Annotated in this window: 19 protein-coding genes, 6 tRNA genes and 1 pseudogene; 10 read left to right on the top strand and 16 right to left on the bottom strand. The window is 38.0% G+C overall.

Annotated elements, in window-relative coordinates; genetic code table 11:
* Positions 1-8: 8 nt before the first annotated feature.
* The 9 genes from DK858_RS15535 to nagB form a co-directional block, all read right to left on the bottom strand.
* A tRNA-Gln gene (locus DK858_RS15535) sits at positions 9-83 on the bottom strand.
* Between the two features lie 5 nt (positions 84-88).
* Positions 89-165: transfer RNA gene (locus DK858_RS15530), tRNA-Met, on the bottom strand.
* Between the two features lie 32 nt (positions 166-197).
* Positions 198-272, bottom strand: a tRNA-Gln gene (locus DK858_RS15525).
* Between the two features lie 42 nt (positions 273-314).
* Positions 315-389, bottom strand: a tRNA-Gln gene (locus DK858_RS15520).
* Positions 390-416: 27 nt separating this feature from the next.
* Positions 417-501: transfer RNA gene (locus DK858_RS15515), tRNA-Leu, on the bottom strand.
* A 7-nt stretch (positions 502-508) separates the two neighbouring features.
* Positions 509-585: transfer RNA gene (locus tag DK858_RS15510), tRNA-Met, on the bottom strand.
* Between the two features lie 410 nt (positions 586-995).
* Positions 996-2,228: a DNA-binding transcriptional regulator NagC gene (gene nagC, locus DK858_RS15505; RefSeq protein WP_109398158.1), complete on the bottom strand. Its 1,233-nt coding sequence runs from the start codon at positions 2,226-2,228 to the stop codon at positions 996-998.
* A 13-nt stretch (positions 2,229-2,241) separates the two neighbouring features.
* Complete coding sequence (gene nagA / locus DK858_RS15500) at positions 2,242-3,402, bottom strand: N-acetylglucosamine-6-phosphate deacetylase (protein ID WP_109398157.1); 1,161 nt, start codon at positions 3,400-3,402, stop codon at positions 2,242-2,244.
* Between the two features lie 125 nt (positions 3,403-3,527).
* Complete coding sequence (gene nagB / locus DK858_RS15495; protein WP_075671607.1) at positions 3,528-4,334, bottom strand: glucosamine-6-phosphate deaminase; 807 nt, start codon at positions 4,332-4,334, stop codon at positions 3,528-3,530.
* Positions 4,335-4,688: 354 nt separating this feature from the next.
* Here nagB and nagE point away from each other — a divergent pair, with 354 nt between their 5' ends.
* The 4 genes from nagE to DK858_RS15475 all read left to right on the top strand — a co-directional run bounded on the left by nagE (position 4,689) and on the right by DK858_RS15475 (position 11,959).
* Positions 4,689-6,731 carry an N-acetylglucosamine-specific PTS transporter subunit IIBC gene (gene nagE, locus DK858_RS15490; protein WP_109398156.1) on the top strand — a complete coding sequence of 681 codons (2,043 nt, stop codon included), beginning with the start codon at positions 4,689-4,691 and terminating at the stop codon, positions 6,729-6,731.
* Between the two features lie 197 nt (positions 6,732-6,928).
* On the top strand, positions 6,929-8,596 hold the full coding sequence (gene glnS / locus DK858_RS15485; RefSeq protein WP_109398155.1) for a glutamine--tRNA ligase: 1,668 nt from the start codon (positions 6,929-6,931) through the stop codon (positions 8,594-8,596).
* Positions 8,597-9,230: 634 nt separating this feature from the next.
* On the top strand, positions 9,231-10,625 hold the full coding sequence (chiP, locus tag DK858_RS15480; RefSeq protein ID WP_109398154.1) for a chitoporin ChiP: 1,395 nt from the start codon (positions 9,231-9,233) through the stop codon (positions 10,623-10,625).
* 494 nt (positions 10,626-11,119) lie between these two features.
* Entirely contained in the window at positions 11,120-11,959 is an 840-nt protein-coding gene (locus tag DK858_RS15475; RefSeq protein ID WP_109398153.1) for a DUF817 domain-containing protein, read from the top strand.
* Positions 11,960-12,044: 85 nt separating this feature from the next.
* Here the strand turns inward: DK858_RS15475 and fur are convergent, their stop codons facing one another.
* The 4 genes from fur to ybfF form a co-directional block, all read right to left on the bottom strand.
* Complete coding sequence (gene fur, locus DK858_RS15470; protein WP_023581171.1) at positions 12,045-12,491, bottom strand: ferric iron uptake transcriptional regulator; 447 nt, start codon at positions 12,489-12,491, stop codon at positions 12,045-12,047.
* A gap of 189 nt (positions 12,492-12,680) precedes the next feature.
* Positions 12,681-13,208 (bottom strand): flavodoxin FldA, encoded by a 528-nt coding sequence (gene fldA, locus DK858_RS15465; RefSeq protein ID WP_004244384.1) that lies wholly within the window; start codon positions 13,206-13,208, stop codon positions 12,681-12,683.
* Positions 13,209-13,481: 273 nt separating this feature from the next.
* Complete coding sequence (gene ybfE / locus DK858_RS15460) at positions 13,482-13,790, bottom strand: LexA regulated protein (RefSeq protein ID WP_036912278.1); 309 nt, start codon at positions 13,788-13,790, stop codon at positions 13,482-13,484.
* Between the two features lie 211 nt (positions 13,791-14,001).
* The gene (gene ybfF, locus DK858_RS15455) at positions 14,002-14,784 is read right to left on the bottom strand and encodes an esterase (RefSeq protein WP_109398152.1); all 783 of its coding nucleotides are present in this window, start codon (positions 14,782-14,784) and stop codon (positions 14,002-14,004) included.
* A 457-nt stretch (positions 14,785-15,241) separates the two neighbouring features.
* Between ybfF and seqA the strand changes: the two genes are divergently transcribed.
* From seqA to DK858_RS15425, 6 genes and pseudogenes are all read left to right on the top strand, one after another.
* Complete coding sequence (gene seqA / locus DK858_RS15450) at positions 15,242-15,793, top strand: replication initiation negative regulator SeqA (protein WP_109398151.1); 552 nt, start codon at positions 15,242-15,244, stop codon at positions 15,791-15,793.
* A gap of 74 nt (positions 15,794-15,867) precedes the next feature.
* Positions 15,868-17,508 (top strand): phosphoglucomutase (alpha-D-glucose-1,6-bisphosphate-dependent), encoded by a 1,641-nt coding sequence (gene pgm / locus DK858_RS15445; protein ID WP_109398150.1) that lies wholly within the window; start codon positions 15,868-15,870, stop codon positions 17,506-17,508.
* Between the two features lie 146 nt (positions 17,509-17,654).
* A complete protein-coding gene (locus DK858_RS15440; protein ID WP_098943871.1) occupies positions 17,655-18,137 on the top strand; it encodes a YehS family protein in 483 nt (160 codons plus the stop codon).
* 178 nt (positions 18,138-18,315) lie between these two features.
* Positions 18,316-18,513 (top strand): annotated as a pseudogene (locus tag DK858_RS15435) (type II toxin-antitoxin system RelE/ParE family toxin); the annotation flags it as partial.
* Positions 18,514-18,773: 260 nt separating this feature from the next.
* Positions 18,774-18,980: a YbfA family protein gene (locus DK858_RS15430; RefSeq protein ID WP_109398149.1), complete on the top strand. Its 207-nt coding sequence runs from the start codon at positions 18,774-18,776 to the stop codon at positions 18,978-18,980.
* A 222-nt stretch (positions 18,981-19,202) separates the two neighbouring features.
* The gene (locus tag DK858_RS15425; protein ID WP_109373941.1) at positions 19,203-19,946 is read left to right on the top strand and encodes a type 2 GTP cyclohydrolase I; all 744 of its coding nucleotides are present in this window, start codon (positions 19,203-19,205) and stop codon (positions 19,944-19,946) included.
* A 61-nt stretch (positions 19,947-20,007) separates the two neighbouring features.
* Here DK858_RS15425 and DK858_RS15420 read toward each other — a convergent pair whose 3' ends face one another.
* The 3 genes from DK858_RS15420 to DK858_RS15410 are packed head-to-tail and all read right to left on the bottom strand — an operon-like array spanning position 20,008 to position 25,803.
* Positions 20,008-22,080 (bottom strand): SWIM zinc finger family protein, encoded by a 2,073-nt coding sequence (locus tag DK858_RS15420; RefSeq protein WP_109398148.1) that lies wholly within the window; start codon positions 22,078-22,080, stop codon positions 20,008-20,010.
* Complete coding sequence (locus DK858_RS15415; RefSeq protein ID WP_109398147.1) at positions 22,077-23,234, bottom strand: VWA domain-containing protein; 1,158 nt, start codon at positions 23,232-23,234, stop codon at positions 22,077-22,079. The genes DK858_RS15420 and DK858_RS15415 overlap by 4 nt, the downstream gene beginning before the upstream one ends.
* Positions 23,221-25,803: a DUF5682 family protein gene (locus tag DK858_RS15410; RefSeq protein ID WP_109398146.1), complete on the bottom strand. Its 2,583-nt coding sequence runs from the start codon at positions 25,801-25,803 to the stop codon at positions 23,221-23,223. The genes DK858_RS15415 and DK858_RS15410 overlap by 14 nt, the downstream gene beginning before the upstream one ends.
* Positions 25,804-25,886: the final 83 nt, after the last annotated feature.

The following is a 25,886-nucleotide window of genomic DNA, read 5'->3' as shown; positions in this document are numbered from 1 at the left end:
TCAAAATATGGCTGGGATACCAGGATTCGAACCTGGGAATGCCAGGATCAAAACCTGGTGCCTTACCGCTTGGCGATATCCCAAAAAATGGTGGCTATGACGGGATTCGAACCTGTGACCCCAACATTATGAGTGTTGTGCTCTAACCAGCTGAGCTACATAGCCGTATTGAATCTAGCTATCTTTCCTTTGAAAGATGGCTGGGGTACCAGGATTCGAACCTGGGAATGCCAGGATCAAAACCTGGTGCCTTACCGCTTGGCGATACCCCATCCGCTAATTCAATTGTCAACACACTATATTTATCAGAAAAATGGCTGGGATACCAGGATTCGAACCTGGGAATGCCAGGATCAAAACCTGGTGCCTTACCGCTTGGCGATATCCCAACTGATAAATTCTTGACGAAGTTTAAATGGTGCGGGAGGCGAGACTTGAACTCGCACACCTTGCGGCGCCAGAACCTAAATCTGGTGCGTCTACCAATTTCGCCACTCCCGCAAAAAGATGGTGGCTATGACGGGATTCGAACCTGTGACCCCAACATTATGAGTGTTGTGCTCTAACCAGCTGAGCTACATAGCCATCTTTTTTTGCATAACCTTCGTCGGCGTTGCGGGGCGCATTATGCGTATTACAGACAAATCCGTCAACTGCTTTTTGCATTAATTTTCGAGAAACGTGTCCGTTTGCTCGATGGTTAATCATTTTGTCGAAAAAAGATCCAAAAAACAACCTTGTTGATGAAAAATATCTCAAAGTATAAGGCGCAATGGTGTATGAATAAAAAGAAAAAACAAAGCAATAAGAGAAATGATATTAAGTTAAAGAGGAAAAAGATGAAGAACAAAGGGTATAAAAAAAGAAATGTAACGCGAAATTCACGCAACATTTCTTTTTCTTTGAATATTACTGATTGAATTTTAGACTTATTTTACAATTAAAATCAGAAAAGTATAAATTCAACTCAAAAAGTATAATTTATCGACAATAAACTACTTTTCTAATAGCTGTTGAAGCAATTCTCCGTTAAGCATTGCGCGTTTAGCCAAAGCAAAAGCCCCTATGGCAGAACGATGATCGAGCTCTGATATGACAATAGGAAGATCTTCTCTGAATTCTTTTAATACTTGTGTATTAATACAACTTTGAATTGAGGGAAGTAAAACTTCAGCCGCTTCAGTTAATTCACCCGCCAAAACTACTTTTTGTGGGTTAAATAGGTTAATTGCGATCGCAATCGCTTTACCTAAATGTAAACCCACTTGTTTGATGGTTTCGACTGCTAGAGGGTCATTTTTAACGGCAGCTCGACAAATATCTTGGATTTGGCACTGCGTTGGCGATAAATACTGGCTCGGATAGCCTTGCTCTAATTGATAGCGCACTCTGGCTTCGATAGCAGTATTGGATGCAATCGTTTCTAAACAACCAAAATTGCCACAATGGCAACGTTCACCTAGAGGATCGATTTGAATATGACCAATCTCCCCTAAATTACCACGTTGGTTGAGTAGAATTTTATTATTAATAATAACACCAGCACCAGCACCACGATGGATACGGACTAGTAACGAGTCTTCACAATCTCGTGTCGCACCAAAATAATTTTCAGCTAGTGCAAGGCTTCGAATATCATGTCCAGCATAACAAGGCAGATTAAAGCGTTTTTCTAAGCTATTGACCAGAGCCCAATTATCTACTTTCATATGAGGCATATAACGAACAATGCCTTTATTGGGATCAACAAGACCGGGTAAGATCACGGAAATTGAAATAAGCTCACGAATGCGGCGTTGATTTTGCTTAATAAAATCATCAATTGCATTGATAAGCAGGGCTTCAACTTCATTTTGAGTGCTCTGTTCTAACGGGTAGTGTTGCTCAATAATGACTTTACCGCTTAGGTCGTAAAGCGCGACAGTAGCATCATTACGACCCAATCGTACACTGACTGTATTAAAATTGCGGTGTTCAACAATAATAGAAATTGCACGACGTCCACCAGTTGATGCTTGTTGATCAACTTCTTTGATTAAGCCTCGTTCAAGCAACTGACGAGTAATTTTAGTCACACTGGCTGGTGCTAGTTGGCTTTGTTCGGCTATTTGGATACGGGAAATCGGCCCGTGTTGATCAATCAGTCGATACACAATCGCACTGTTAAGTTGTTTAACAAGATCGATATTGCCAATTTGCGTTTCAGTGTTGTTATGACTCATCAGCATATACATCCATTAGTTATTCAGTTATTTCGATACCATTGACAAACGTTGTACAAAGGTTGAAATCGTTGTCAAAAGAAGCGAGATTAGCAATTTTTCCAGCTTCAATTGTTCCCAATTCTTTTTCTATTCCAATTGCACGAGCAGGATAAAGTGTTGCCATCCGCAATGTTTCATCTAATGGAATACCTACGTGGATTACACTATTTTTGATTGCATCAATCATGGTCAGTGATGATCCACTTAATGTGCCATCCGCATCGACACAAAGGCCATTACGATAATATATGGTTTTACCGGCAAAATCGAAACTATCCATCTCATTTTTATTAGGATCAAGCCCCGCTGGCGCAGTTGCGTCTGTGACTAAAAGTAATTTTTCACCTTTTAAACGCTTACTGTTACGAATATTTGCCCATGAAACATGTAAACCATCGGCAATGATACCAGCATAAACCTCTGGTGTATCATAAATGGCGCCAACAAGCCCAGGGCCTCTGCCTGTAATATAAGGCATTGCATTGTAAAGGTGAGTCGATAATGAGATACCATTACGGAATCCTTTACGTGCTTCTTCATAAGTTGAATTGGAATGACCCGCAGAAACAATGATACCTGCTTTGATTAATTGACGAACATACTTTTCATCAACCATTTCTGGCGCAAGAGTGATTTTGGCGATGACATCAGCATTATCGCACAAATAGTTAATCATCTGAGCACTTGGTTGACGAATGAATTGTGGATCATGAGTTCCTTTTTTAATCACGTTGATATAAGGACCTTCTAAATGTAATCCCAATACTTTATTTTTATGTTTCTTCATATAAGCACGAGTTGCTTCAATGCCTATTTTCATCAATTCATCAGAACAGGTAATTAGCGTTGGCAAATAGCTAGTGCAACCTAAACGTTCATTCGCCTTTTGCATAATTTCTAACGTTTCAACAGTAACATTTTCAGGTATGTCATTAAATTGTACACCACCACAACCATTAACCTGTAAATCGATAAAGCCGGGAGAGACAATTGCCCCTTTCATATCACGAACAGTAATATCTTTTGGCAGTTGATCCTGTGGGCAAACCTGCTCAATATGGGCGCCGTTAATAATAATGGCGTGGTTTTCTAAACGGTCGTAACCTGTATAAATAACAGCATTTGTTAAGGCAAACATACCTTTGTCTCCTGATAAGGGAAGTCAATCTAAAAAGCCGATATCAGCCAGCAAATTCTGGCTGATAAGTAAGAGAGTTTAGCCTTTTCCGCTACTTAATCAGTAGGTACTTAATTTTACTAAACTTAGTCTTGGTATTTCTGACACTCTTGCGCTTCAATTTGTTGGAAATAACGCAATGTTTTTACTCGTAATTCCATTGTTGCTGGATCGTCACACACTAAAATTGCTTTAGGGTGAAGTTGAACACAGGAAATCGTCCATAAATGGTTAACAGCGCCTTCTGTTGCTGCATGTACGGCTTGTGCTTTATTAAAACCAGTTGCCAAAATCATCAATTCTTCAGCATCTAATAATGTGCCTACACCAACTGTCAGTGCATATTTAGGAACATGATTGACATTATTATCGAAGAAACGTGAATTTGCTAAGCGTGTATCTTCAGTTAGCGTTTTCATACGAGTGCGTGAAGAGAGTGATGACGCGGGTTCATTAAATGCAATGTGACCGTCGTTACCTACACCGCCCATAAATAAATTGATTTTGCCATAAGACTTGATTTTAGCCTCATAACGTTCGCATTCAGCTTGTGGATCTTCTGCATTGCCGTTTAATAAATTGATATTTTCATCTTTAATATCAATATGATTAAAGAAGTTTTCATACATAAAAGTACGATAACTTTGTGAATGGTCAGATGGAATACCAACATATTCATCCATATTGAACGTCACAACGTGTTGGAAGCTAACTTTTCCTGCACGATGTAATTCAATTAACTCTTTATATGTCGCCAATGGCGTGCCACCAGTCGGTAAACCAAGTACGAAAGGGCGTTCTGCCGTTGGATTAAATGCGTTGATTTTCTCAACGATGTAATTTGCAGACCACTTACCAACTTGCTTTGCCGTAGATAGGGGGATTAACCTCATAGTAACCTCATAGAAAAAAGACAAATCTGATAATTCAGTAACGTGTTATTTCATCATGTGATTATCAGTAGCTCATCTATAACACGAATTTCTTTTCATTTTTAGCTGATGATCGAAATGTCCCGCCAAAAGATATTTTTAATCATAAAATAAGCTTTCTGACTTAGCTAGCATTTAAGCTAAAAAATATACGACATTGGTGACTCAAATCACAAATTATGACTAATTAATTTGCGATACGAAATAATTTTTTTAGACTAAAAATGGAATTAAATAATTAGCTCATCAATTTTGTTACAAAATATGAATGAGTATGAATAAGATCCCGCATAGGGGCTATCCAAGGGGGAGTTTGTGAATATTTTAAGTTATCTGCAGAAGATAGGGCGGGCGCTGATGGTGCCTGTTGCTACATTACCTGCAGCAGCAATTCTGATGGGGATTGGCTACTGGATTGATCCAGTAGGCTGGGGTAGCGATAACGCGCTTGCTGCCTTACTTATCAAATCTGGTGCTGCCATCATCGATAATATGTCAGTCTTGTTTGCCATTGGTGTTGCTTATGGTATGTCGAAAGACAAAGACGGTGCTGCCGCTTTAACAGGATTTGTTGGGTTCTTAGTCGTGACAACACTTTGCTCTCCAGCAGCGGTGTCAATGATTAAAGGCCTACCTTTAGAAGAGGTTCCCGTTGCTTTTGGTAAAATAAATAACCAGTTTGTTGGGATCTTGGTTGGTGTCCTTTCTGCCGAGCTTTATAATCGCTTTAGTAGCGTTGAATTGCCTCGCGCATTGTCATTCTTTAGCGGTCGCCGTTTAGTTCCTATCCTAACCTCATTTTTAATGATTATCGTTGCCTTTATTCTGATGTATATCTGGCCTGTGATTTATGGCGGATTAGTCAGCTTTGGTGAAAGCATTAAAGATATGGGGGCATTAGGTGCGGGTATTTACGCATTCTTTAACCGTTTATTAATTCCAGTGGGCTTACACCATGCGTTGAACTCTGTATTCTGGTTTGACGTTGCTGGTATTAATGATATTCCTAACTTCCTAGCAGGTCAGCAAGCTATTGATTCTGGCTTAGCAACAGTGGGGGTTACAGGTCGTTATCAAGCAGGTTTCTTCCCAGTAATGATGTTTGGTTTACCGGGGGCAGCTCTTGCTATTTATCACTGCGCACGTAAAGAGCACAAAGCAAAAGTGGCTGGTATCATGCTTGCGGGTGCATTTGCTGCTTTCTTCACCGGTATTACTGAGCCGCTTGAATTCTCCTTTATGTTCGTGGCACCAGTGCTTTATGTTATTCACGCATTCTTGATGGCGATTTCTGTTTATATCGCGGCGAGCATGGAGTGGATTTCAGGATTCGGCTTTAGTGCAGGCTTAGTGGATATGTTCTTATCTTCACGCAACCCACTAGCTGTTCATTGGTACATGCTGATTGTTCAGGGTATTGTTTTCTTCTTTATCTATTACGGTATTTTCCGTTTCACTATCACTAAATTCAACCTGAAAACACCAGGTCGTGAAGATGAAGTGGTTGGTGATGAAACGGCGGATGGTTATGATGAAGATGTCAAAACAGCGCCAGCAAATAGTAAAGAAGGTATCCAGCAAGAAGCTCGTCAATATATCGCGGCTATCGGTGGTTCAGATAACTTAACCGGTATTGATGCTTGTATTACCCGTTTACGTTTAAATGTAAAAGATGCCACAGTTGTTAATGATGCCTATGCAAAACGTTTAGGTGCATCAGGTGTTATTCGTTTAAACAAACAAAGCGTTCAAGTGATTGTGGGTACGCGTGCTGAATTAGTTGCTAACGCTATGCGTGAAGTATTAACTCAAGGCCCTGTGCCGGCTTATGAAGCGCCTGCTAGTTCAACAGTATCTATGGAGAAAACAGCAGTAAAACAAGCCAACACAACTGCAAAAGTGTTACTTGAAATGATTGCACCTTTTGATGGTGAAGTCGTGGCATTGAAAGATGTGCCTGATGAAGCGTTCTCTAGTGGTGTTGTTGGTGATGGTGTAGCGATTAAACCAACCTCTAATATCGTGATGGCTCCAGCAACAGGTACGGTGGTTAAGATTTTTGATACAAACCACGCATTTTGTATTGAGACTGACAATGGTGTTGAAATCATCGTGCATATGGGAATTGATACCGTTGCGTTAGGTGGCAAAGGCTTCAAGCGTCTAGTTGAGGAAGGTGCGGAGGTTAAAGTTGGTCAACCTATCTTAGAATTAGATCTTGAATATCTGAATGCTAATGCTAAATCGATGATAAGTCCTGTGATTGTTAGTAATATCGATGATTTTGATAAGATTGCTAACCCCGTTGCCGGTGTTGTGGTCGGAAATAAAACCATTATCTACAATGTGATAAAATAAATTCTATATAGATATTTAATCCTCTATAAAGAGATGGTTAAATAAGACGATAAAACGGGGAGTCTTTTGAACTTCCCGTTTTTTTATCTCTATTTTGATAAATATCTCAGGGGTGTATTTAGCTAAGGTATTTATGAAACCTGCTTATTGGATTATAGTGGGTTAATTATGCGTTTTGCTTTGAGGAAAAAATGACCATGAATGAGGCAGATGCCCGCCCAACGAACTTTATTCGTCAAATTATTGATGAAGATCTGGCTACCGGGAAACATGATAGCGTTCATACGCGTTTCCCACCTGAACCTAATGGCTATCTTCATATCGGCCATGCGAAATCAATTTGCCTGAATTTTGGTATTGCTAAAGATTATCAGGGAAAATGTAATCTACGTTTTGATGATACCAATCCAGTAAAAGAAGATATTGAGTACATCAACTCAATTCAAAAAGATGTTCAGTGGTTAGGTTTCCAATGGGAAGGTAGCATTCATTACTCCTCAGATTATTTTGATCAGCTTTATCAATATGCGATTGAGCTGATTAATAAAGGCTTAGCTTATGTTGATGAGTTAAGCGCTGAAGAAATTCGTGAATACCGCGGTACATTAAAAGAGCCAGGTAAAAACAGCCCTTATCGTTCACGTAGCGTAGAAGAGAACTTAGCGTTATTTGAAAAAATGCGTGCTGGTGGTTTTGAAGAAGGTAAAGCCTGTTTACGTGCAAAAATCGATATGGCATCACCGTTTATTGTTATGCGTGATCCTGTGCTTTATCGTATTAAATTTGCTGAACATCACCAAACTGGAAATAAATGGTGCATTTATCCTATGTATGATTTTACCCACTGTATCTCTGATGCACTGGAAAATATCACGCATTCTTTATGTACTTTAGAGTTCCAAGATAACCGTCGTTTATATGATTGGGTATTGGATAATATCACTATCCCTTGTCATCCTCGTCAATATGAATTCTCACGTCTTAATCTTGAATACACAGTGATGTCAAAACGTAAGCTGAATCAGCTTGTGACAGAAAACATTGTCAATGGTTGGGATGATCCTCGTATGCCAACGATTTCAGGCTTACGTCGTCGTGGTTATACTGCAGAATCTATTCGTGAGTTTTGTCTACGTATTGGTGTAACGAAACAAGAAAACAACGTCGAAATGGCAGCGTTGGAATCTTGTATTCGTGATGACTTAAACGAAAATGCACCACGTGCAATGGCGGTTATCGATCCCGTTCGTTTAGTGATTGAAAATATGCCTGAAGGTGAAGAAATTCTTGTTGCACCAAATCACCCGAATAAACCAGAAATGGGAACGCGTGAAGTACCATTTAGCCGTGAGATCTATATTGATCGCGCTGACTTCAAAGAAGAAGCAAACCGTCAATATAAACGTTTGGTGCTAGGTAAAGAAGTGCGTTTACGTAATGCTTATGTTATTAAAGCAGAACGTGTTGAAAAAGATGAGCAAGGTGAAATTACGACTATTTACTGTACCTATGATGCAGAGACTTTAAATAAAGATCCTGCTGATGGACGTAAAGTAAAAGGCGTTATTCACTGGGTAAGTATTCCACATGCTGTTCCTGCTGAAATTCGTCTTTATGATCGTCTATTTAGCGTACCAAACCCAGCAGCAGAAGATGATTTCTTATCAACAATCAACCCTGAATCATTAGTTATTCGCGAAGGTTTTGTTGAACGTAGCTTAAAAGATGCAGCTATTGAAAAAGCGTATCAATTTGAGCGTGAAGGCTACTTCTGTGTTGATAAGCTTTCAACGGCAGATAAACTTGTGTTTAACCGCACCGTAGGCTTACGCGACACTTGGGCGAAGATTTCTCAGCAAGGTTAATCTAACGCACTTTAAGTCACATTAGTATTTTAATGAAAAATGCTCGGTAATTATTTATCGAGCATTTTTTTAGTTGTTTTACACCTTGGTTTGTATGATTTTTCATCTATTGATATAAAATAATGACTACTCTTAATTTGATTGATTGGTCATTTTCTCTTTTTTCGGTGATAAATTTTCATTTATTTCAGTTGAAATAATTTATTCACTATCACTTTATTCTTTTGTTTTTTCATACCATCACGCTAAATAAAACTGTAATAATAAAAGTGTGATACGAGCCATATATTTCACATCGTTAAAAAAGATTATTTATAAATACTGCTTATTATTCCTTTCTGTCAAAACGAAATTTTATATCATTTAATGATTGTTTTATAAAATATAGTTAAATCAATTAATTATGACATTTTTAAATCACTCTTTATAAAAGTAAAAAAATGAAACGATCATTGTGTTATGTGCCCTTTGTCATATTTTGATAAAAATTCTTTTTTTTAGGTTGATAATTCGCGTCGCGAAAAATATGCTGTTTCTAACCTAATTTAGGTTTTTTCCCCACTTGGGGTTTTATATTTGGAAATAGGCATTGTGCTTATTTCTTTTTTAGTCAAAGTCAAAGAGGAACAATGCTATGGTTATGCAACATGCTAAACCAGGCAGGGTGGCACTTGCCGTTATGGGCGCATTGCTTGTAACTGCACTACCTGCAAAAATGTCTCATGCTGAAGGGTTTATTGATGACTCAACCTTAACGGGTGGTCTTTTTTATTGGCAACGTGATCGTGATAGAAAAGAGTTAACACCAAATAGCCCCGATTACGGCAAATACAAAGCTAACTTACACCATTCTACATTCAACGCTAATTTAGATTTCTCATCTGGTTACCTCGGTGATTTTATCGGTATTGATTTAGCTGCTTTTGGTGCGGCTGAATTGAATAACAGTGGCCCTGCGGCACCTAATGAAATCGGTTTTAGTGACGCTAAAAGTCGCTGGGATGAAAAATGGACTGGCGATCGCAGTGGCTTAAGTGTTTATAAAGCGGCTGCAAAATTCAAATTAGGCAATTTCTGGGCTCAAGGGGGATATATTCAACCTAAAGGTCAAACGTTATTGCGTCCACATTGGAGCTTCTTACCGGGAACTTACCGCGGTGCAGAAGCGGGTGCTGTTTTCGATTTCGATAAAAGCGGTGAATTATCTTTCTCGTATATGTGGACAGATGAATATAAAGCGCCATGGTATCGGAATATGTACAACTTCCGCAAAGCGGATCTAGAAACCAATATCAGCTATCTTCACTCTTTCGGCGCCAAATATGATTTTAAAAATAGCCTAGTACTAGAAGCGGCATTTGGTCAGGCCGATGGTTATATTGATCAGTATTTTGGCAAAGTTTCTTATGATTTCCCAATTGCTGATAATGCATTAAGAACGTCTTACCAATTCTACGGTGCTAAAGATAAAGTGACCGGCGGTGGCGTTAATGACGTTTATGATGGGCTGGCATGGTTACAAGCACTGACTTTTGGTTATACCTATAATGTATTTGACTTCAAAGTAGAAGGAACATGGGTTAAAGCTGAAGGTAATCAAGGTTATTTCTTACAACGTATGACGCCGGGTTGGGCAACATCAAATGGTCGCCTTGATATCTGGTGGGATGGTCGTTCAGACTTTAACGCTAATGGAGAAAAAGCACTTTATGCTGGCGTTATGTATGATCTGAAAAACTGGGATCTATCCGGTTGGGCTGTAGGTACATCTTATATTTACGCATGGGATGCTAAGCCAAGCGGTAAAGCCATTTATGACCAAGGTCAGCGTATTAGAGAAAGTGCATGGAATGCGGATATTATGTATACGGTTCAAGAAGGTCGCGCTAAAGGCACTCTCTTTAAGCTTCACTATACCCGTTATGATAATCACTCTGATATTCCAAGTTATGACGGTGGTTTTAGTAATATTTTCCAAGATGAAAAAGACGTTAAGTTTAACGTGATAATGCCATTCACTATTTTCTAATATCGGCATAAGGATAAAGTGTATTAATTGCACTTTATCCTAAATAAAACTAAAAAGATTTAAATACGATTACGATAAATAAAATAAGTCGTAAAAAGGTAGGGGTGCGTTAATTAAGAATTAGAAACAAAAGAGTTGAAGTAAAAGTAGTAAACAGTTGTTTTAAAATAGTGGTATGCAGTTGTAGTAAAAGTAATGAAGTAAAGTCGTCATGTCATATCGTCTGAGATAAATGTAAGTGGGTTATGTTTATCTCTTGCGCTTCAGTTATTTCGCAGAATTTGCGTAAGGTATTTACCCTAAGTAAAGGCAGTCAGAGTGGGTATCGTAGTGGGGGGTAAATACCTTTATTTTTTCATTCCTTTCTTTTTCGTCCTTTTCATCCTTGTACGTTTTTTTATTCTATGGCAAATTTCTTGCCGTTCATTTTATCTCACCTTATTTATTATTCTGCATTAAAAGCTGTTTGATAATGCAAGTTTCCAGGAAGAAGCATGTTAAAACGATTGGATGATTTTTTATTAGAACCACCATTGAAACCTTTTAAAGGTATAAAACGATTTATTATTGAATTTCTTTTTTTTGGTGTGAAAGAGGTGCGGTCTTGTTTATTTGCGGGATTTTTCTTTTTTATTTTATTTGCAACACCAAGTAACGGTATTTTTGGCATACCTCGTTATGATGTACTTCTTATTCTCGCTATCGCTTTTCAATTATGGATGGTGTGGGGAAAGTTGGAAACATGGGATGAATTAAAAGCGATTTGTTTTTTCCACATTGTTGGTTTTGTGATGGAGCTATTTAAAACATCAGCGGCAATTGGTTCATGGAAATACCCTGATTTTGCTTACACAAAATTGTGGGAAGTCCCTTTGTTTACAGGATTTATGTATTCTGCGGTAGGAAGTTATTTAATTCAAGCATGGCGTTTTTTTAAACTTCGTATAGATAATTACCCACCTTATTGGCTGGCAACATTTGTTGCTCTTGCTATTTATATTAATTTCTTTTCTCATCACTTTATTGGTGATTATCGATGGTACTTAACTGCCTTTATTTTAGGTCTTTACGCTCGTAGTGTGGTTTATTTTACGCCTTATGATACAGAGCGAAAGATGCCCTTATTACTTGCTTTTGTTCTGATAGGTTTCTTTATTTGGCTTGCTGAGAATTTCGGTACATTTTTTGGTGTTTGGCAATACCCTAACCAAATTGGTGCTTGGTCTGCAGTACATGCAGGCAAATGGGGCTCTTGGTCACTATTGGTTATTGTTACATTTACGATTGTGGTGCATTTAAAACATGTCAAACACAGTATTAGTGTGATGAAGTAACGATATTTATATTACCTAATTTTGAATAATAAAAAAGGAACTGTTCACAGTTCCTTTTTTTTACTGAGAGATTATCCAGAATGAATTATTTCTCATCATGTGCATGGCTATCTTCTTTGCAATTACCTTCAGCGCAGTGGCCATATAAATAAAGGCTATGATTGGAAAGTTTGATACCATGACGTTCAGCGATGTTTCTTTGGCGTAATTCAATTGCATCGTCTGTAAACTCGATAACTTTACCACAATCAAGACAAATTAGATGGTCATGATGGTGTTGTTGAGTTAATTCAAATACTGATTTACCACCTTCAAAATTATGTCGGGTAACAATACCAGCATCATCAAATTGGTTTAAGACGCGATACACTGTAGCCAGACCAATCTCTTCACCGATATCGATGAGTTTTTTGTAGAGATCTTCAGCACTGACATGATGGCACTCAGGATCCTGGAGCACTTCCAAGATCTTTAAGCGAGGAAGTGTAACTTTTAACCCAGCATTTTTTAACGCTTTATTATTGTCGGTCATGCGGATTTAATCCTGTTGCTAATGGTGAATTTAATTTTTGTGCTCACAAATAGGTTTTATTCATTAATACTCGGGTGAATAAATAACCTCATTGATTATAGGCATGATATTTAAAAATAAACACCCCACCTATCACACTATCTTAGCACACCATTGAATAATTATCATTCTCAATATTGAGAATTTATTTTACCCCAGAATTTCGTCTAGGCTCATTTCTTCTTTGATTTGAGCAACCCAAGCGTCAACACGCTCTTCGGTTAATTCTGGTTGACGATCTTCATCAATTGCAAGACCGATAAAATGATTATCATCAGCAAGCCCTTTAGAGGCTTCGAAATGATAGCCTTCAGTTGGCCAATGTCCTACGATAACTGCACCACGAGGCTCAATAATATCGCGGATAGTACCCATTGCATCACAGAAATATTCTGCGTAATCCTCTTGGTCACCACAACCAAATAGTGCAACAAGCTTGCCATTGAAATCAATATCTTCTAGTGTTGGGAAAAAGTCATCCCAATCACATTGTGCTTCACCATAATACCAAGTAGGAATACCTAGTAACAGAATATCGAACGCTTCGATGTCTTCTTGACTAGATTTTGCAATATCATGAACTTCGGCATTATCAGCGCCCAGTCTTTCTTGAAGCATTTTGGCAATATTTTCTGTGTTGCCAGTATCACTGCCGAAGAATATTCCTATGATTGCCATAAAGTGAGATAACCTCTTTTATTCTAAATTCGTTATATTTCAAATTGTAGCGTTATTGACTACGTCTATTCTCACTAGTTACATACTTTTTGTATGTTTCTAGTGACTCATTCACTTGTCACCTAGCTACACTTCAAAATATTTAGAGTATATTTGTCTGTGTTTGAACAATTACTAGTGAAAGATAAGCATTGTGTTTTCATAATAGAAAACTAAAAATGTATTTTGACGAAAATAGCAGGCTAATTCTGTCGAATTTGTGTGGTTTATCTGCTAGCTATTCTTGTTTTGATGCATTTTTAAGGCGTGATTTTGCGCCAATTGCTCTAGTAATATTTCTTCAATAAGTTCACTACGACTGACGTTTCTTTCTGTCGCTAACTCATTGAGAGCATTCACTGCATCTTCATTTAATTTTAACTCAACTCGACGTAATCCATTAACTCTATCACGTCTTAATTGATTGCGTTTATTAATTCTAAGCTGTTCATCCCGAGAAAGCGGGTTTGTTTTAGGTCGCCCAGGTCTGCGTTCATCTGCGAACAAATCCAGTGTGGTGCGATCAGTTTGTTCTTTTGCCATAAATTTTGCTGTGAAAGGGCGTATACCAATGACTAAATTGCGAAACGCCCAATAATACCCCACATAGTGATGTCTCGCCACTGCTTCCTGAATTTAACCTATTGTGATTTGGTCTTTTTATCAACAGACACAAATTTTAAGCACAATAATTATACATTCTATTAAATTCTCATTTTTCAGTGACGTTATTTTAAACAGTAAAGTCTATCAATTAAGCTTTCGCTAAAAAACGACGAATGGCCTTAATAACGGTATCTGGTTTTTCTGAATGAACCCAATGCCCTGTGTTTGCGACAACAAAGGCAGTCGCGAGAGGAAATTGGCGAGCTATATTTTCACGATACTCATCTAAAATATAAGGTGATAAACCGCCACGAATAAATAATACAGGATGATGCCAAGCCGGCACCTCTTGCCAGCCAATAATGTCTGAATAAGCATTTTTTATTGCAGGTAAATTAAATAGCCATTCACCATTTTTGAATGATTTGAGTAAAAATTGGATCACACCTTCCTCTTCAATAAAAGGGCGCATGATTTCCACAGCATCTTGACGGCGTGTGACTTGAGCTTCTGTTACGGCTTCAAGCGCAGCAAAAATTTTGTCATGACGGCGAACGTTATAAGCAACAGGGGACATATCAATCACAACAATATTTGCGATACGTTCGGGAGCTAACGCTGTCATCGCCATCGCAATTTTGCCTCCCATTGAATGCCCAATAATAATGGCTTTTGAGATAGTTAAGCTATCAAGTAATGCGAGCACATCTTGTGCCATATCTTGATAATTCATACTGTTGCTATGAGGAGAATGTCCATGGTTACGCACATCAATTTGTATTACGGTATTATCTTGACGAAGTGCGCGACCTAAAACACCTAAATTATTGAGATCACCAAAGAGACCATGAATTAAAACGATAGGTAAATTAGATGCAGGTGTAGTTTCAGGTTGGTGTAATTGATAATTTAATAATGTATTGAGTTTCATATTAATGACCAAAATGATTGCGATTTTCTTCTATGATGACATGCACAAGATACTAAGCCAACTTATCGCGATAATATGAAAGAGTAATGAAGCTTAGAAATAATTGATAAGATAAATTTATAAAAAACTATAAAAATAACATTTTGCAGATATATATTCTAAAGTTATTTAAAAAGTTGAAACATTGACATTGCTCAAAAATAAATAATTAGGATTTTATATTATTTTGGAATTGGTGGTGTGATATGTTTGAGTTTAAAACTGACTTTTTGCGAATAAGTTCAAAGAATAGAAGATGATACCAAGATAAACAATAGGATAAATGCCGAGCTTAGCCTTTAAAACGGTAGGATCTCGAATAGATCTTCTTTAAGTTATTGAAATTTTACCTATTTTGTTTTTAAAGATTATATCTTATAATCCTAATTACTTTTTTTGAAAACAGTACTGGGTAGCAATGAAAAAGATAGAAATTGATGACGAACTTTACCGCTATATTGCTAGCGAAACTAGGCATATCGGTGAAAGCGCTTCAGATATTTTAAGGCGTCTACTGAAGCTCGATGCCAAACAGCCCGTACAACCAGTCGTTGTCACTGAGTCAGTACAAGCACCTGTTATAAAACAGGAAGCTGAACCTAAATCGATTACACCAGCAAAAAATCCGATCCGTGAAATGCGAGAACTGCTGCTATCTGACAGTTACGCAGAAAAAACAAAATCAGTTGATCGTTTTTTACAGATCCTTTCTACGTTATATAGCCTAGATAGCGCTACTTTTACTCAATCTGCTGAAACAGTACATGGACGAACACGTATCTATTTTGCTGGTGATGAACAAACATTACTCGATAGTGGACGTCATACAAAACCGCGCCATATTTCAGGTACGCCGTTTTGGGTTATCACTAACTCGAACACAGAGCGTAAAAGAACAATGGTACAAAGCATCATGCAGGATATGCAATTCCCTGCAAATGAGATTGATAAGGTGTGTGGAACTATCTAACCACTATTGTTAATTGATGCATTGCAAAGGCTTTTGTTTAAAGCGTGATTGTGATGTCTAATAGGAGAAGATTCGTGGCAATTCATCCAAGAGCAGGGCAGCATACTCGTCAAAGTGATCTTATTAATGTGGCGCAATTAACGTCTCAATACTATTCACTTAAACCACAAGCTAGCAATAATGCTCATCGTGTGAAATTTGGTACATCTGGTCATCGTGGAAGTGCAAATCGCCATAGCTTTAATGAAGCACATATTTTGGCAATTGCACAGGCTATTGCTGAAGTACGTGCTAATAATGAAGTAACAGGACCATGTTATGTGGGTAAAGATACCCATGGATTGTCAGAGCCTGCATTTATTTCTGTTTTAGAAGTACTTGCCGCCAATAAAGTTAAAGTGATTATTCAAGAAAATAATGGCTATACACCAACACCGGCAGTCTCTTTTTCTATTTTGACATACAATGAAGCACATCAAGATATTGCTGATGGTATCGTGATCACGCCATCTCATAATCCACCTGAAGATGGCGGTATTAAATATAATCCATCAAATGGTGGGCCTGCGGATACAGATTTAACTTCAGTTATTGAGAAACGAGCTAATGAACTGCTTGAGAACAATTTAGCAGGGATCAAACGTCTTTCTTATGATGAAGCATTAGCAAGTGGTTATATTCAACCTCAAGACTTAATTATGCCTTATGTCAAAGCGTTAGGTGACGTTGTTGATATGGAAGCGATTAAGAAAGCGGGCTTAAAATTGGGCGTTGATCCATTAGGTGGTTCTGGTATTGAGTACTGGAAACGCATCGGTGAATATTATGGTCTTGATCTTGAATTAGTTAACGATCAAGTTGATCAGACGTTCCGTTTTATGACGCTGGATCACGATGGTGTTATTCGCATGGACTGTTCATCGCCATGGGCGATGGAAGGCTTATTACAGTTACGTGATAAGTTTGATTTAGCCTTTGCTAACGATCCTGATTACGATCGTCATGGTATTGTGACACCTTCTGGTTTAATGAATCCTAATCACTATTTAGCGGCTGCGATTAACTATCTTTTCCGCCATCGTCCACAATGGGCTAAAGATGTAAAAGTAGGTAAAACACTGGTTTCAAGTGCAATGATTGACCGTGTTGTGGCAGATTTAGGCCGTGAGCTAGTTGAAGTGCCTGTTGGTTTTAAATGGTTTGTTCAAGGCTTATTTAGCGGTGAATTTGGTTTTGGTGGTGAAGAGAGTGCTGGTGCATCTTTCTTACGCTTTAATGGAAAACCATGGTCAACTGATAAAGACGGTATTATTTTATGCCTGCTGGCTGCCGAAATGAAAGCAGTAACAGGTAAAGATCCGCAAGAACATTACAATGAATTAGCACAACGTTTTGGTTCACCAAGCTATAACCGTATTCAAGCATCAGCAACCCATGAACAAAAAGCGCTGTTGTCACGTTTATCGCCTGAAATGGTGACAGCAAGTATATTAGCCGGTGATCCAATAACTGCACGTTTAACGCATGCATCAGGTAATGGCGCATCTATTGGTGGTTTAAAAGTGATGACCGATTACGGTTGGTTTGCGGCTCGTCCTTCTGGTACCGAAGAAGCCTATAAGATTTACTGTGAAAGCTTCCGTGGTCCTGAGCATCGTGAATTAATTGAAAAAGAAGCTATTGAAATAGTAAATAATGTTTTTGCTAATAAATAAGTTAGTACGATAAACTATTTATAGAGAATACACTCTACCTAAAGGTAGAGTGTATTTTTTTAATTATTGAATATTTTTAGATCACAGCATTGATATCCATCATTGAGGTTGATTTAGAATTAAAAATAGAGTGGATAATCAATAAAATGCAAAATAATTTTGTTTTACGAAGTGTACGCTACATGCTGGATCTAAGTGATGCGCATGTTGTTGAAATCATGAAACTGGCTGATTTCACAGTCACAAAAGAGTTAGTAAATAGTTGGTTGAAAAAAGACGATGAGCCTGAGTTTGTTGAGTGTGACGATAATGCAATGGGACATTTTTTAAATGGCCTGATTTTTTATCGTCGAGGCAAAGATGAGAATTTTCCAGCACCTGAAGTTGAAAAACGTATAACAAATAATATTATCTTAAAAAAACTGCGTGTCGCTTTTGAGTTAAAAGATGTTGATATTCTAAAGATTTATGAGCTTGCAGACTTCCGTGTTTCTAAGCCAGAACTCAGTGCAGTATTCCGTAAGCCTGGACATAAAAACTATCGTAACTGTGGCGATCAACTCGTGAGATATTTTCTTAAAGGGTTAACCGAAACCCTACGTGGTAAAGGCAAAACGGTTAAGAAATAAATATATCTTAATTAAAATTATCTCCCTCTTTGATAGAGGGATTTTTTTCAAAAAAATGCTTTGTCGTATGATAACTCGTATTTAATCTTGAATTTAGTTGGTGTACATTGCACACCCATTGATGACAGATTAGAAAGGGAATTTAATGAGTCATGCCATAGAATTTATTTAAACCTCAATGTTTACTGAGCAAATCAAACTATTGGCTACAGATAAAGAAATACGAATACTTCAAAATGAACTTATCAGTAAACCTGATAAAGGCGACTTAATTAAAGGAACAGGTGGATCACGCAAAATAAGAATGGCTGTAGGTAACAAAGGTAAAAGTGGGGGGACTAGAGTTATTTATTTTTTAGCAGTAAATCTTATTCTCTGATTTTCTCTTTTTTATAATTCACTCGCGAAATTATTTACTATAACCGTAATTTAATAAAATATTAGGCTACTTTGTTAATGTGGTTTGTTTTTTGTTTCAATTTTGTTTTATTTTTATTTCTATTATGAAATTTAATTACATATCAAGCAAAATAAAGGTGATTTTTCGCACAAATTAAGTGGTCTGATCAGTAGTAAAGTTTCATTAAATGAGGTAAAATTTCAATCAATAAATTAATCTGTATGCAGGAGAGCACTATGCCAGCTTATAACGAATATACAAAAAAACATGTTTTAGCCCGTCGTTCTGGTGCGATTGCGCTAGGTGTTGTGGCATTTCCTGTTATGATTTTTCATCCTAAACGCGCACAGTTTTATAGCTATATACATCGAGTATGGTCTAAAACAAGCGATAAACCCGTTTGGTTGGCAAAATCAGAAGTGGCACTAAATAGTCACAAATAACAGAATATTAAGATAACGCCTGCAAAAGTAGGCGTTATTTTTATCCCTCTTTAAGAACTTTTCTGGTGCTACTTTCTTGTTTTTTCTTATCTGCAAATAATCTTCAATTTTTACGTTACAATAAACAGTAATCAGTCATTTAAACGAAGGCGATTAACCTAATACTATTTATCTTATTGTTAGATAAATAGTGGCATTCGTGATAACAGGGAAATAGATAAAATGAAGAATACTGATCTGGAATTAGTGATTAATGAGAAGTTAAGCATTGAGAACTTTCAAGATTATGCACCTAATGGGCTTCAAGTTGAAGGTCGTCCTCATATTCAAAAAATAGTAACGGGTGTAACGGCAAGCCAAGCATTACTTGATGAAGCTGTACGATTAAACGCTGATGCGATTTTAGTACACCATGGTTACTTTTGGAAAAATGAGCCTGTTGTTATTCGCTCAATGAAGCGTAACCGCTTAAAGACATTACTTTGTAATGATATTAATCTTTTTGGTTATCATTTGCCGTTAGATGCTCACCCAATCTTAGGTAACAATGCTCAATTAGCGTTAAAAATGGGCGTTAAAGTTGAAGGTGAAATATTACCTTTAGTGCCTAAAGGTGTGTTTGATTTACCTTTAACGCCTCTTGAATTAAAAGCTCGTTTAGAAAAAGCATTACAACGCAATGTATTGCATTGTGGTGATAATGCCCCTGAAACTATTCGTAATATTGCTTGGTGTACAGGCGGCGGACAGGGCTTTATTCAAGATGCAGCAGAGCAAGGGGTGGATGCTTTTGTGACTGGTGAAGTTTCGGAACAAACTATTCATATTGCAAGAGAAATGGGCGTGCATTTTTTTGCAGCGGGACACCATGCGACAGAGCGTTATGGTATTAAAGCATTAGGTGAATGGCTTGCTCAGACACATCACTTCGATGTGACATTTGTCGATATTGATAATCCAGCATAAGCCTATTTATTCTTATTCTATAAGCGATCTCTCCATGAAAGAGAGATCGCTTATTACTTTATTACTCATTAAGCTGAATGGGTAATGGGCTTTGTAATTGTTGCAGATTATCGCATAGCCAAATTAGCTGTAATAAAGCTTGAGGATCACGTGTCGTTAAGGCCAGATAACGAGCTAATTGGTTGGCTATTAATGTCATTCCTAAATCGTCAGCAGTATGCTTGCTTATTTCTAACTGCTCTTTTTGCATTTCAGAAAGTAATTCTCTCCCAGTACAGGCTTGGGCTTCTAATACTGATAAAATAGGGCGGCAAAATTTTTGTGCTAAAGTCGGCTCACTGTGATGCATTGCCGTTTGTTGCTTACGTTTAGCCATATATTCTTGAATACGGCTAATAAACGTAGACTGTTTTTTCTTACGCGGAAATTGGTCAAAATCGAGATAAAACAGTTCAATACCTTTTGTCGTTTTAAACCAAATGGTTGTTGGTAATAAATCTATATTTAAATCACGTCGAACAGGTTGCACAGTGACTGCAACTATCTCTAATTCTCGCTTAGTGAGATAACGTAATTCTTCCAGATTATTTTGCATCGTTCCTTCCCAATAAAGACGTAAGAAGGCTGAATTATCATGATTATCTAAAACATCCCAAATAACGCACTGCTCTATTTCATACCAAATTAATGGTTTATAGCTTTTGATATGTAAGACGAGAGGAGAAAGAAATCCTTCAGGTTGATTAGCAAAATAGTCCGGTAATGCTTGCCAATTGTTGATCCCCAATTCAGTTTGCAGATTGTGATAATCCGTAATATCAAGAAAGTCCGTTTGGTTTTGTGCAAAGCTTTCGCCAATAGTCGCCAGTTTTCCTTCATCAGAAATACGAGGCTCTTGTAATAAAAAAGGACGGCGCATTAATTTATCGGATGTTTGTTTCCATAACGATAAGCTATTCCAAACACTATAACGGTTAAACAGAGTATCCAATTGATTTGGGCGTGCTTGTGTTGCTTGTAAGAGCTGTTTTTCTTCTTTATCCCAAAAGGTAAAGGTTGCACCTAATGCACCACTTTGTGCTGTCCACCAGTTCGCACCAATAGGGATCAGTGAGAGGCTCGTTTTTTTATCATCATATTGACGACGAAGTTGTCCTCGTAACACTTTTAACTGTTCAGGTGTCGCATTGGATAATTGGAATAGATAGGCTGAAATATGAGCCAACAAGCGCAAGACATTGCTTTCATCCATAGTGAAATGTCTTTCTGCCAACAACTTAACTTGGGTGCTTAATGTTCGCAAATAAGATGCTAAACGAGGTAAACCTTCTGCTCTAGCTGTCATATTCAATAAGTGCAACTGTGTGGCACTGCTTACGCTGATATGTGATAGCCCTTGACGCAATAGATCATAAATAAATTGTTCAACTGTCGTTATTAACGCTGACTCTTCTTCATTGAGAGGACGCTTTGAAGGTGGAACAACGATTAAATCTTCAGGCCAAACCCATGGTTGAGCATGTTGTTCAAATAGTTTAGCCACGATAGCAAGGTGAAATGCTTTTTTCTGTGAGTCAGAAAAAGGTGATAACATGCCATCATAACCACTACCTTGTAAGAAAATAACAGGTTCATTAATATCAGGAAGTTGAATTTTTAACTGTGTCCCCGTGTCTTCTAAATTTAATGTTGTTGTTTCCCACTGTTCAACTAATTTAATCGCCATGCGACAGGCTGGTTTTCCTGTTTTTTTGATTAATGCTTCTGGATCAAGAGCCAATAAGGTGGGTAATAGAGGGGCGATTTCAACGGGATCAGTAATGGTTTCTGATGATGTTTCATTACTATTATCATCATTTGAATTATCTACACTATTATTGGCTTGTAGCCATAAAACGGCGGCTAAAATATGTTTACAGCAACCTGATGCAGAACAATCGCAACTGGCTTGTTGGATCCCCGCTTCGTGTAAAACAACATTTTGTCCGTCACTATTGAACTGTCCTGTATTGGCATCAGTGAGAGAAACTTTTTTGTTATCAACATCTTTTCTTGCGCGTCTTAATAAACCTGCATTAGCAAATACAGTGAGCGCATCTTCATCGTAATGAAAATAAACAGTTTGCCAACTCATTGCATTACCTCTGCTAACCATTGTGCGAAATGTTCAGGTGTTAACGCTGCAACTTGCATACCTCTATCCGCAAGTTTTTGTGCAATTGCTGAGTCATAAACAGGTTGAGCTTCATCATCAAGCGCCGCAAGCCCTAATAATTTAACTTGTTGGCTATTAAGGCGTTGTGTGCAATCTAATAAGCGGTTTAATGAGCCACCTTCTTCAAAGTCACTGATAAGTGAAATAATTGTGCGTTTAGGATTTTTGACCAAACGTTCACAGTATTGCATTGCACCTGCAATATCAGTACCGCCACCTAATTGTACTGTCATTAAAACTTCAACGGGATCGTCTGCTAAATGCGACAAATCGACAACTTGAGTATCAAAAACCACTAAAGAGACATTAACAGCAGGTAAAGAGGCTAAAATACTGGCACAAACTGCGGCATACATAATTGAGCTGGACATTGACGCACTTTGGTCAACACAAAGAATCACATCCCACGGAAAGTGTTGTTGCATCCGTGAGTTAAAATAGGGAGTTTCAATCACTAAACGGCGATTTTGAGTATCGTAATGTTTTAAATTCGCCGCGATAGTTGCGCGCCAATCAAAGTTACGACTATTGGGGACTAAAGAGCGTCTAAAGCGGTTACGACGACCTGTTAACGATTGGCGAAAATTATTACGAATTTGACGTAAAATATCATCAACCACTTTACGAATAATGGTTTTAACCGCGTCTCGTGTTTCTTCACTCATACGGCCACGTAAGCTTAATAATGTTTTAGCTAACGCTTTTGTTGGCTCCATCGCTTTTAACGTATTGGGATCTTTAAGAAAGCTACTGATTTGATAACGTTCAATCGCTTGTGATTGCATACGTTCAAATGTGCTATTAGGGAATAGCTTACGTGCGTGATTTAGCCAGTTTACCGCAGTAAGTTGCGATGCATCGAGTGATCCATGACGACCTCGTTCTTGGCGAAGGCCTCTGCGTTGATATTCTCGGCGATAGAGAAAGTCGAGTGTACGTTCAACTTTTAAATCATCAGCATTAAAAGTTGCTTGCCCAAGAGCATCATCAGCATATTGACCTAAAATCAGGCGCCAGCGTTTTGCTTGTTTTATTTTATCTTCTTCAGGCATATCGTCATTATGCTGACTCATGAGTCGTATCTCCTTTCTCTATTTTCTTAGTATCAAACCAAGAAGTCATGCCTTGTTCCATTATTCGCTGTTGTAATTTTTGATTGAGTTTAGTGGCTTCAAGCATCTGTTTAGTACTAAATTCTGACTGCCATAAAGATAACGCTTGTGTATCTAAACCAATATCGTTGGCAATATATTGTGCAAGCTCCGCATTTTGTTTGGGATTAAGTTGGCTAAAGGCAAAACGCAGATCAGGTAAGATCTGAATAAATCGTTCTTCATCCCATTGCTGTAACAAGGTATTTAAGTGATCAACTAATAGCGGTAGGCGAATAACCAGCTCTGGTGCCGTTCGCATCATACCGACGAAATAACCAATAGCATGTTCGGGAGAACTGCCTGTACTAAAGGTCGTATTTAGCGTGGCGACTAATGTATTTTCGTCAATATATGAGCCTAAATAACGTAATGCATCTACGGCACCTTTTAATAAAGGTACGGTATCTAATTGACCATCAAGGCGATTGAGTTGCTGATAGAAATCACTTTTATAATCATGCGGATTATTGAGTGATGGCATAAATTCAATCAATTCACGCAAAGAGAGTAGCGCTTGTAAATTGCTTTCTTGTTGTTGCTCATCACCCTGAGCCAATTGTTCTAAACAAAAGAAAGCTTGTGGAATAACTTGATGTAGACGATTTTCAAGTGAAAGCTCATCAGTAATATCAAGATATTGGCGCCCTCGCCATAAATGGATCAGTTTATGTCCACATTGAGTGAGAGACTCAAGACGAAAATCTTGCTGAATATAACTATCTAACAATTTAAAGAGTGATGGTATGCGCTGGTGGAGTCCAATTAATGCTGCTTGGATTAATAACGTGACTGCACTTTGACTTGAACGGCTTTGACCTTGATCTTCAAGCTGTTTCTCCATTGATAACAGATTACTTAGGGCGATGGCTTCAAGTTGAGAGCCTTTCTCTGATAGTGAAATTAGCTCGCCTTCCACATTGGGTGTCCAAGCGTATTGCCACTCTTCAAATAACAGATCTAATTGATGACCAGAAAGAAAATCAGGGCCATTTACACGGTGTGCAAAATGGATCTCTAAGAAAGCCAATAAATGTAAAAAGCGACTTCTTAAGCGATGTTGCCGGTTACGGTACACATCACACTTAGTTGTTTTTGTTAAAGTATCATCAAGTTTGAAACGAAAAGCTTTAGCTCGTTCATAGGTTTCATTAACTAAGGGAGGTGTTGCCGTACCTAATGGAATTTTACCCAAGAGATAACCAGAGAAGCAGGTTTTAATTTCAGCCCATAATTCGCTTTGGCTATCATCTAAACTGCCTTTAATAAAGGCGCTTTGTAAACCATCAAGCAAGTCATAGCGACCGGTACCGGCGTGATCTCTGAGTAAAGCGAGGCGTAAACTCTGTTCAGCCGCGAGTTTTACCGCTAAATAGCTAGGTGGATTATCAAATTGTTTTTCTCTAATTGCCTGAGCTACAGAGCTTAGAAAAGCGATCCCCATTTTATTACGATAAACTTGGGTTGGCTGTTTTGCCGCATCATTATTTTCTAATTTATCATGATGTTGTTGCATCAAACTTTGCCAAGTTTGTTGATAAAATGCTGGAGATGGCATCCCTGAAGCATAACCATTAAGTGCATCTAATCTGTCAAAACTGTAACGAATAAGCCAAGCTTGCTCATTTTCACCCATTTTTTGCATTTTAGTGAATTGCTTCTGTTCTGCGTTAGAAATAGCGAAAGATTGAGATTGTGAATTAGTTAGGCCTTCAATTAATGCAAGGGTATGGAATCCTCCTGTGACGATTAAAATTTTGGCATTAGGCTCTTGCTGTTTGATGGTTTGAATATGCGTCAGCATATGTGCTTCACGTTGTGAAGAGCCCTCAGCTTCAAGCACTTCAGGTTCATAATCAAGGCGTGCAAGTGCGCACCAAATAAAGGTGTCATTAAACAGCGTTTGCCAATCCGCTAAGGATTCAATATTACGTAATTCAAAAAGATGCTCCCAAACATCATCATGATCACGACAGTGGCATTTTTTGGCTAATTGCGCGATAAATTGGCTATGTGCGAAATAACGCTCTTTTTGTAAGCTGCGACTTTGTGAGTCGCTATACTCTTCGTTATTAACTTGTGCAGCCCAAGGTAAATCGATAAAACGTGTTTTGGCATTGATGCGCAAACCACCTCGCAAAGCTTGCCATTCAGGAGAATATTCACAAAATGGAAAATAGGCTGAGTGTAGTGATTTCTCACCTCCTTCTTGTTTTCCATCATTATGCAAATACTCTGCTTGTCCCATAATGGCGACAGGAGGATGAGTGTCTTTATCGTTTAAGCTTGGGATTAGTGAGTTAAACGTATCCGGGCCTTCTATCAAAATATAGTCAGGCTTTACTGAATCAATAAGTGATAAAACACCGTATGCACAAGCTGGGCTATGGTGGCGTACAGGGGCAAAATAGAGATGTTGTTGCTGTAACGACGTCCATTTCAGTCGTGCTTGGTCAATTCTTTCTGGTAAAGGTATTGAAGGTAGCGTCACCGTGTCGATCCCTTTTTTGGGTGAAAAGGCAGAGTGAGTTAACTCTGCCTTTAATAGATAAATAACGTATTTTAGTATGTAGC

Origin of the sequence: Proteus faecis (genome assembly GCF_003144395.1) — a bacterium.
Taxonomy (GTDB): Bacteria; Pseudomonadota; Gammaproteobacteria; order Enterobacterales; family Enterobacteriaceae; genus Proteus; species Proteus faecis.
This window is presented reverse-complemented; position numbering and strand designations above follow the sequence as displayed.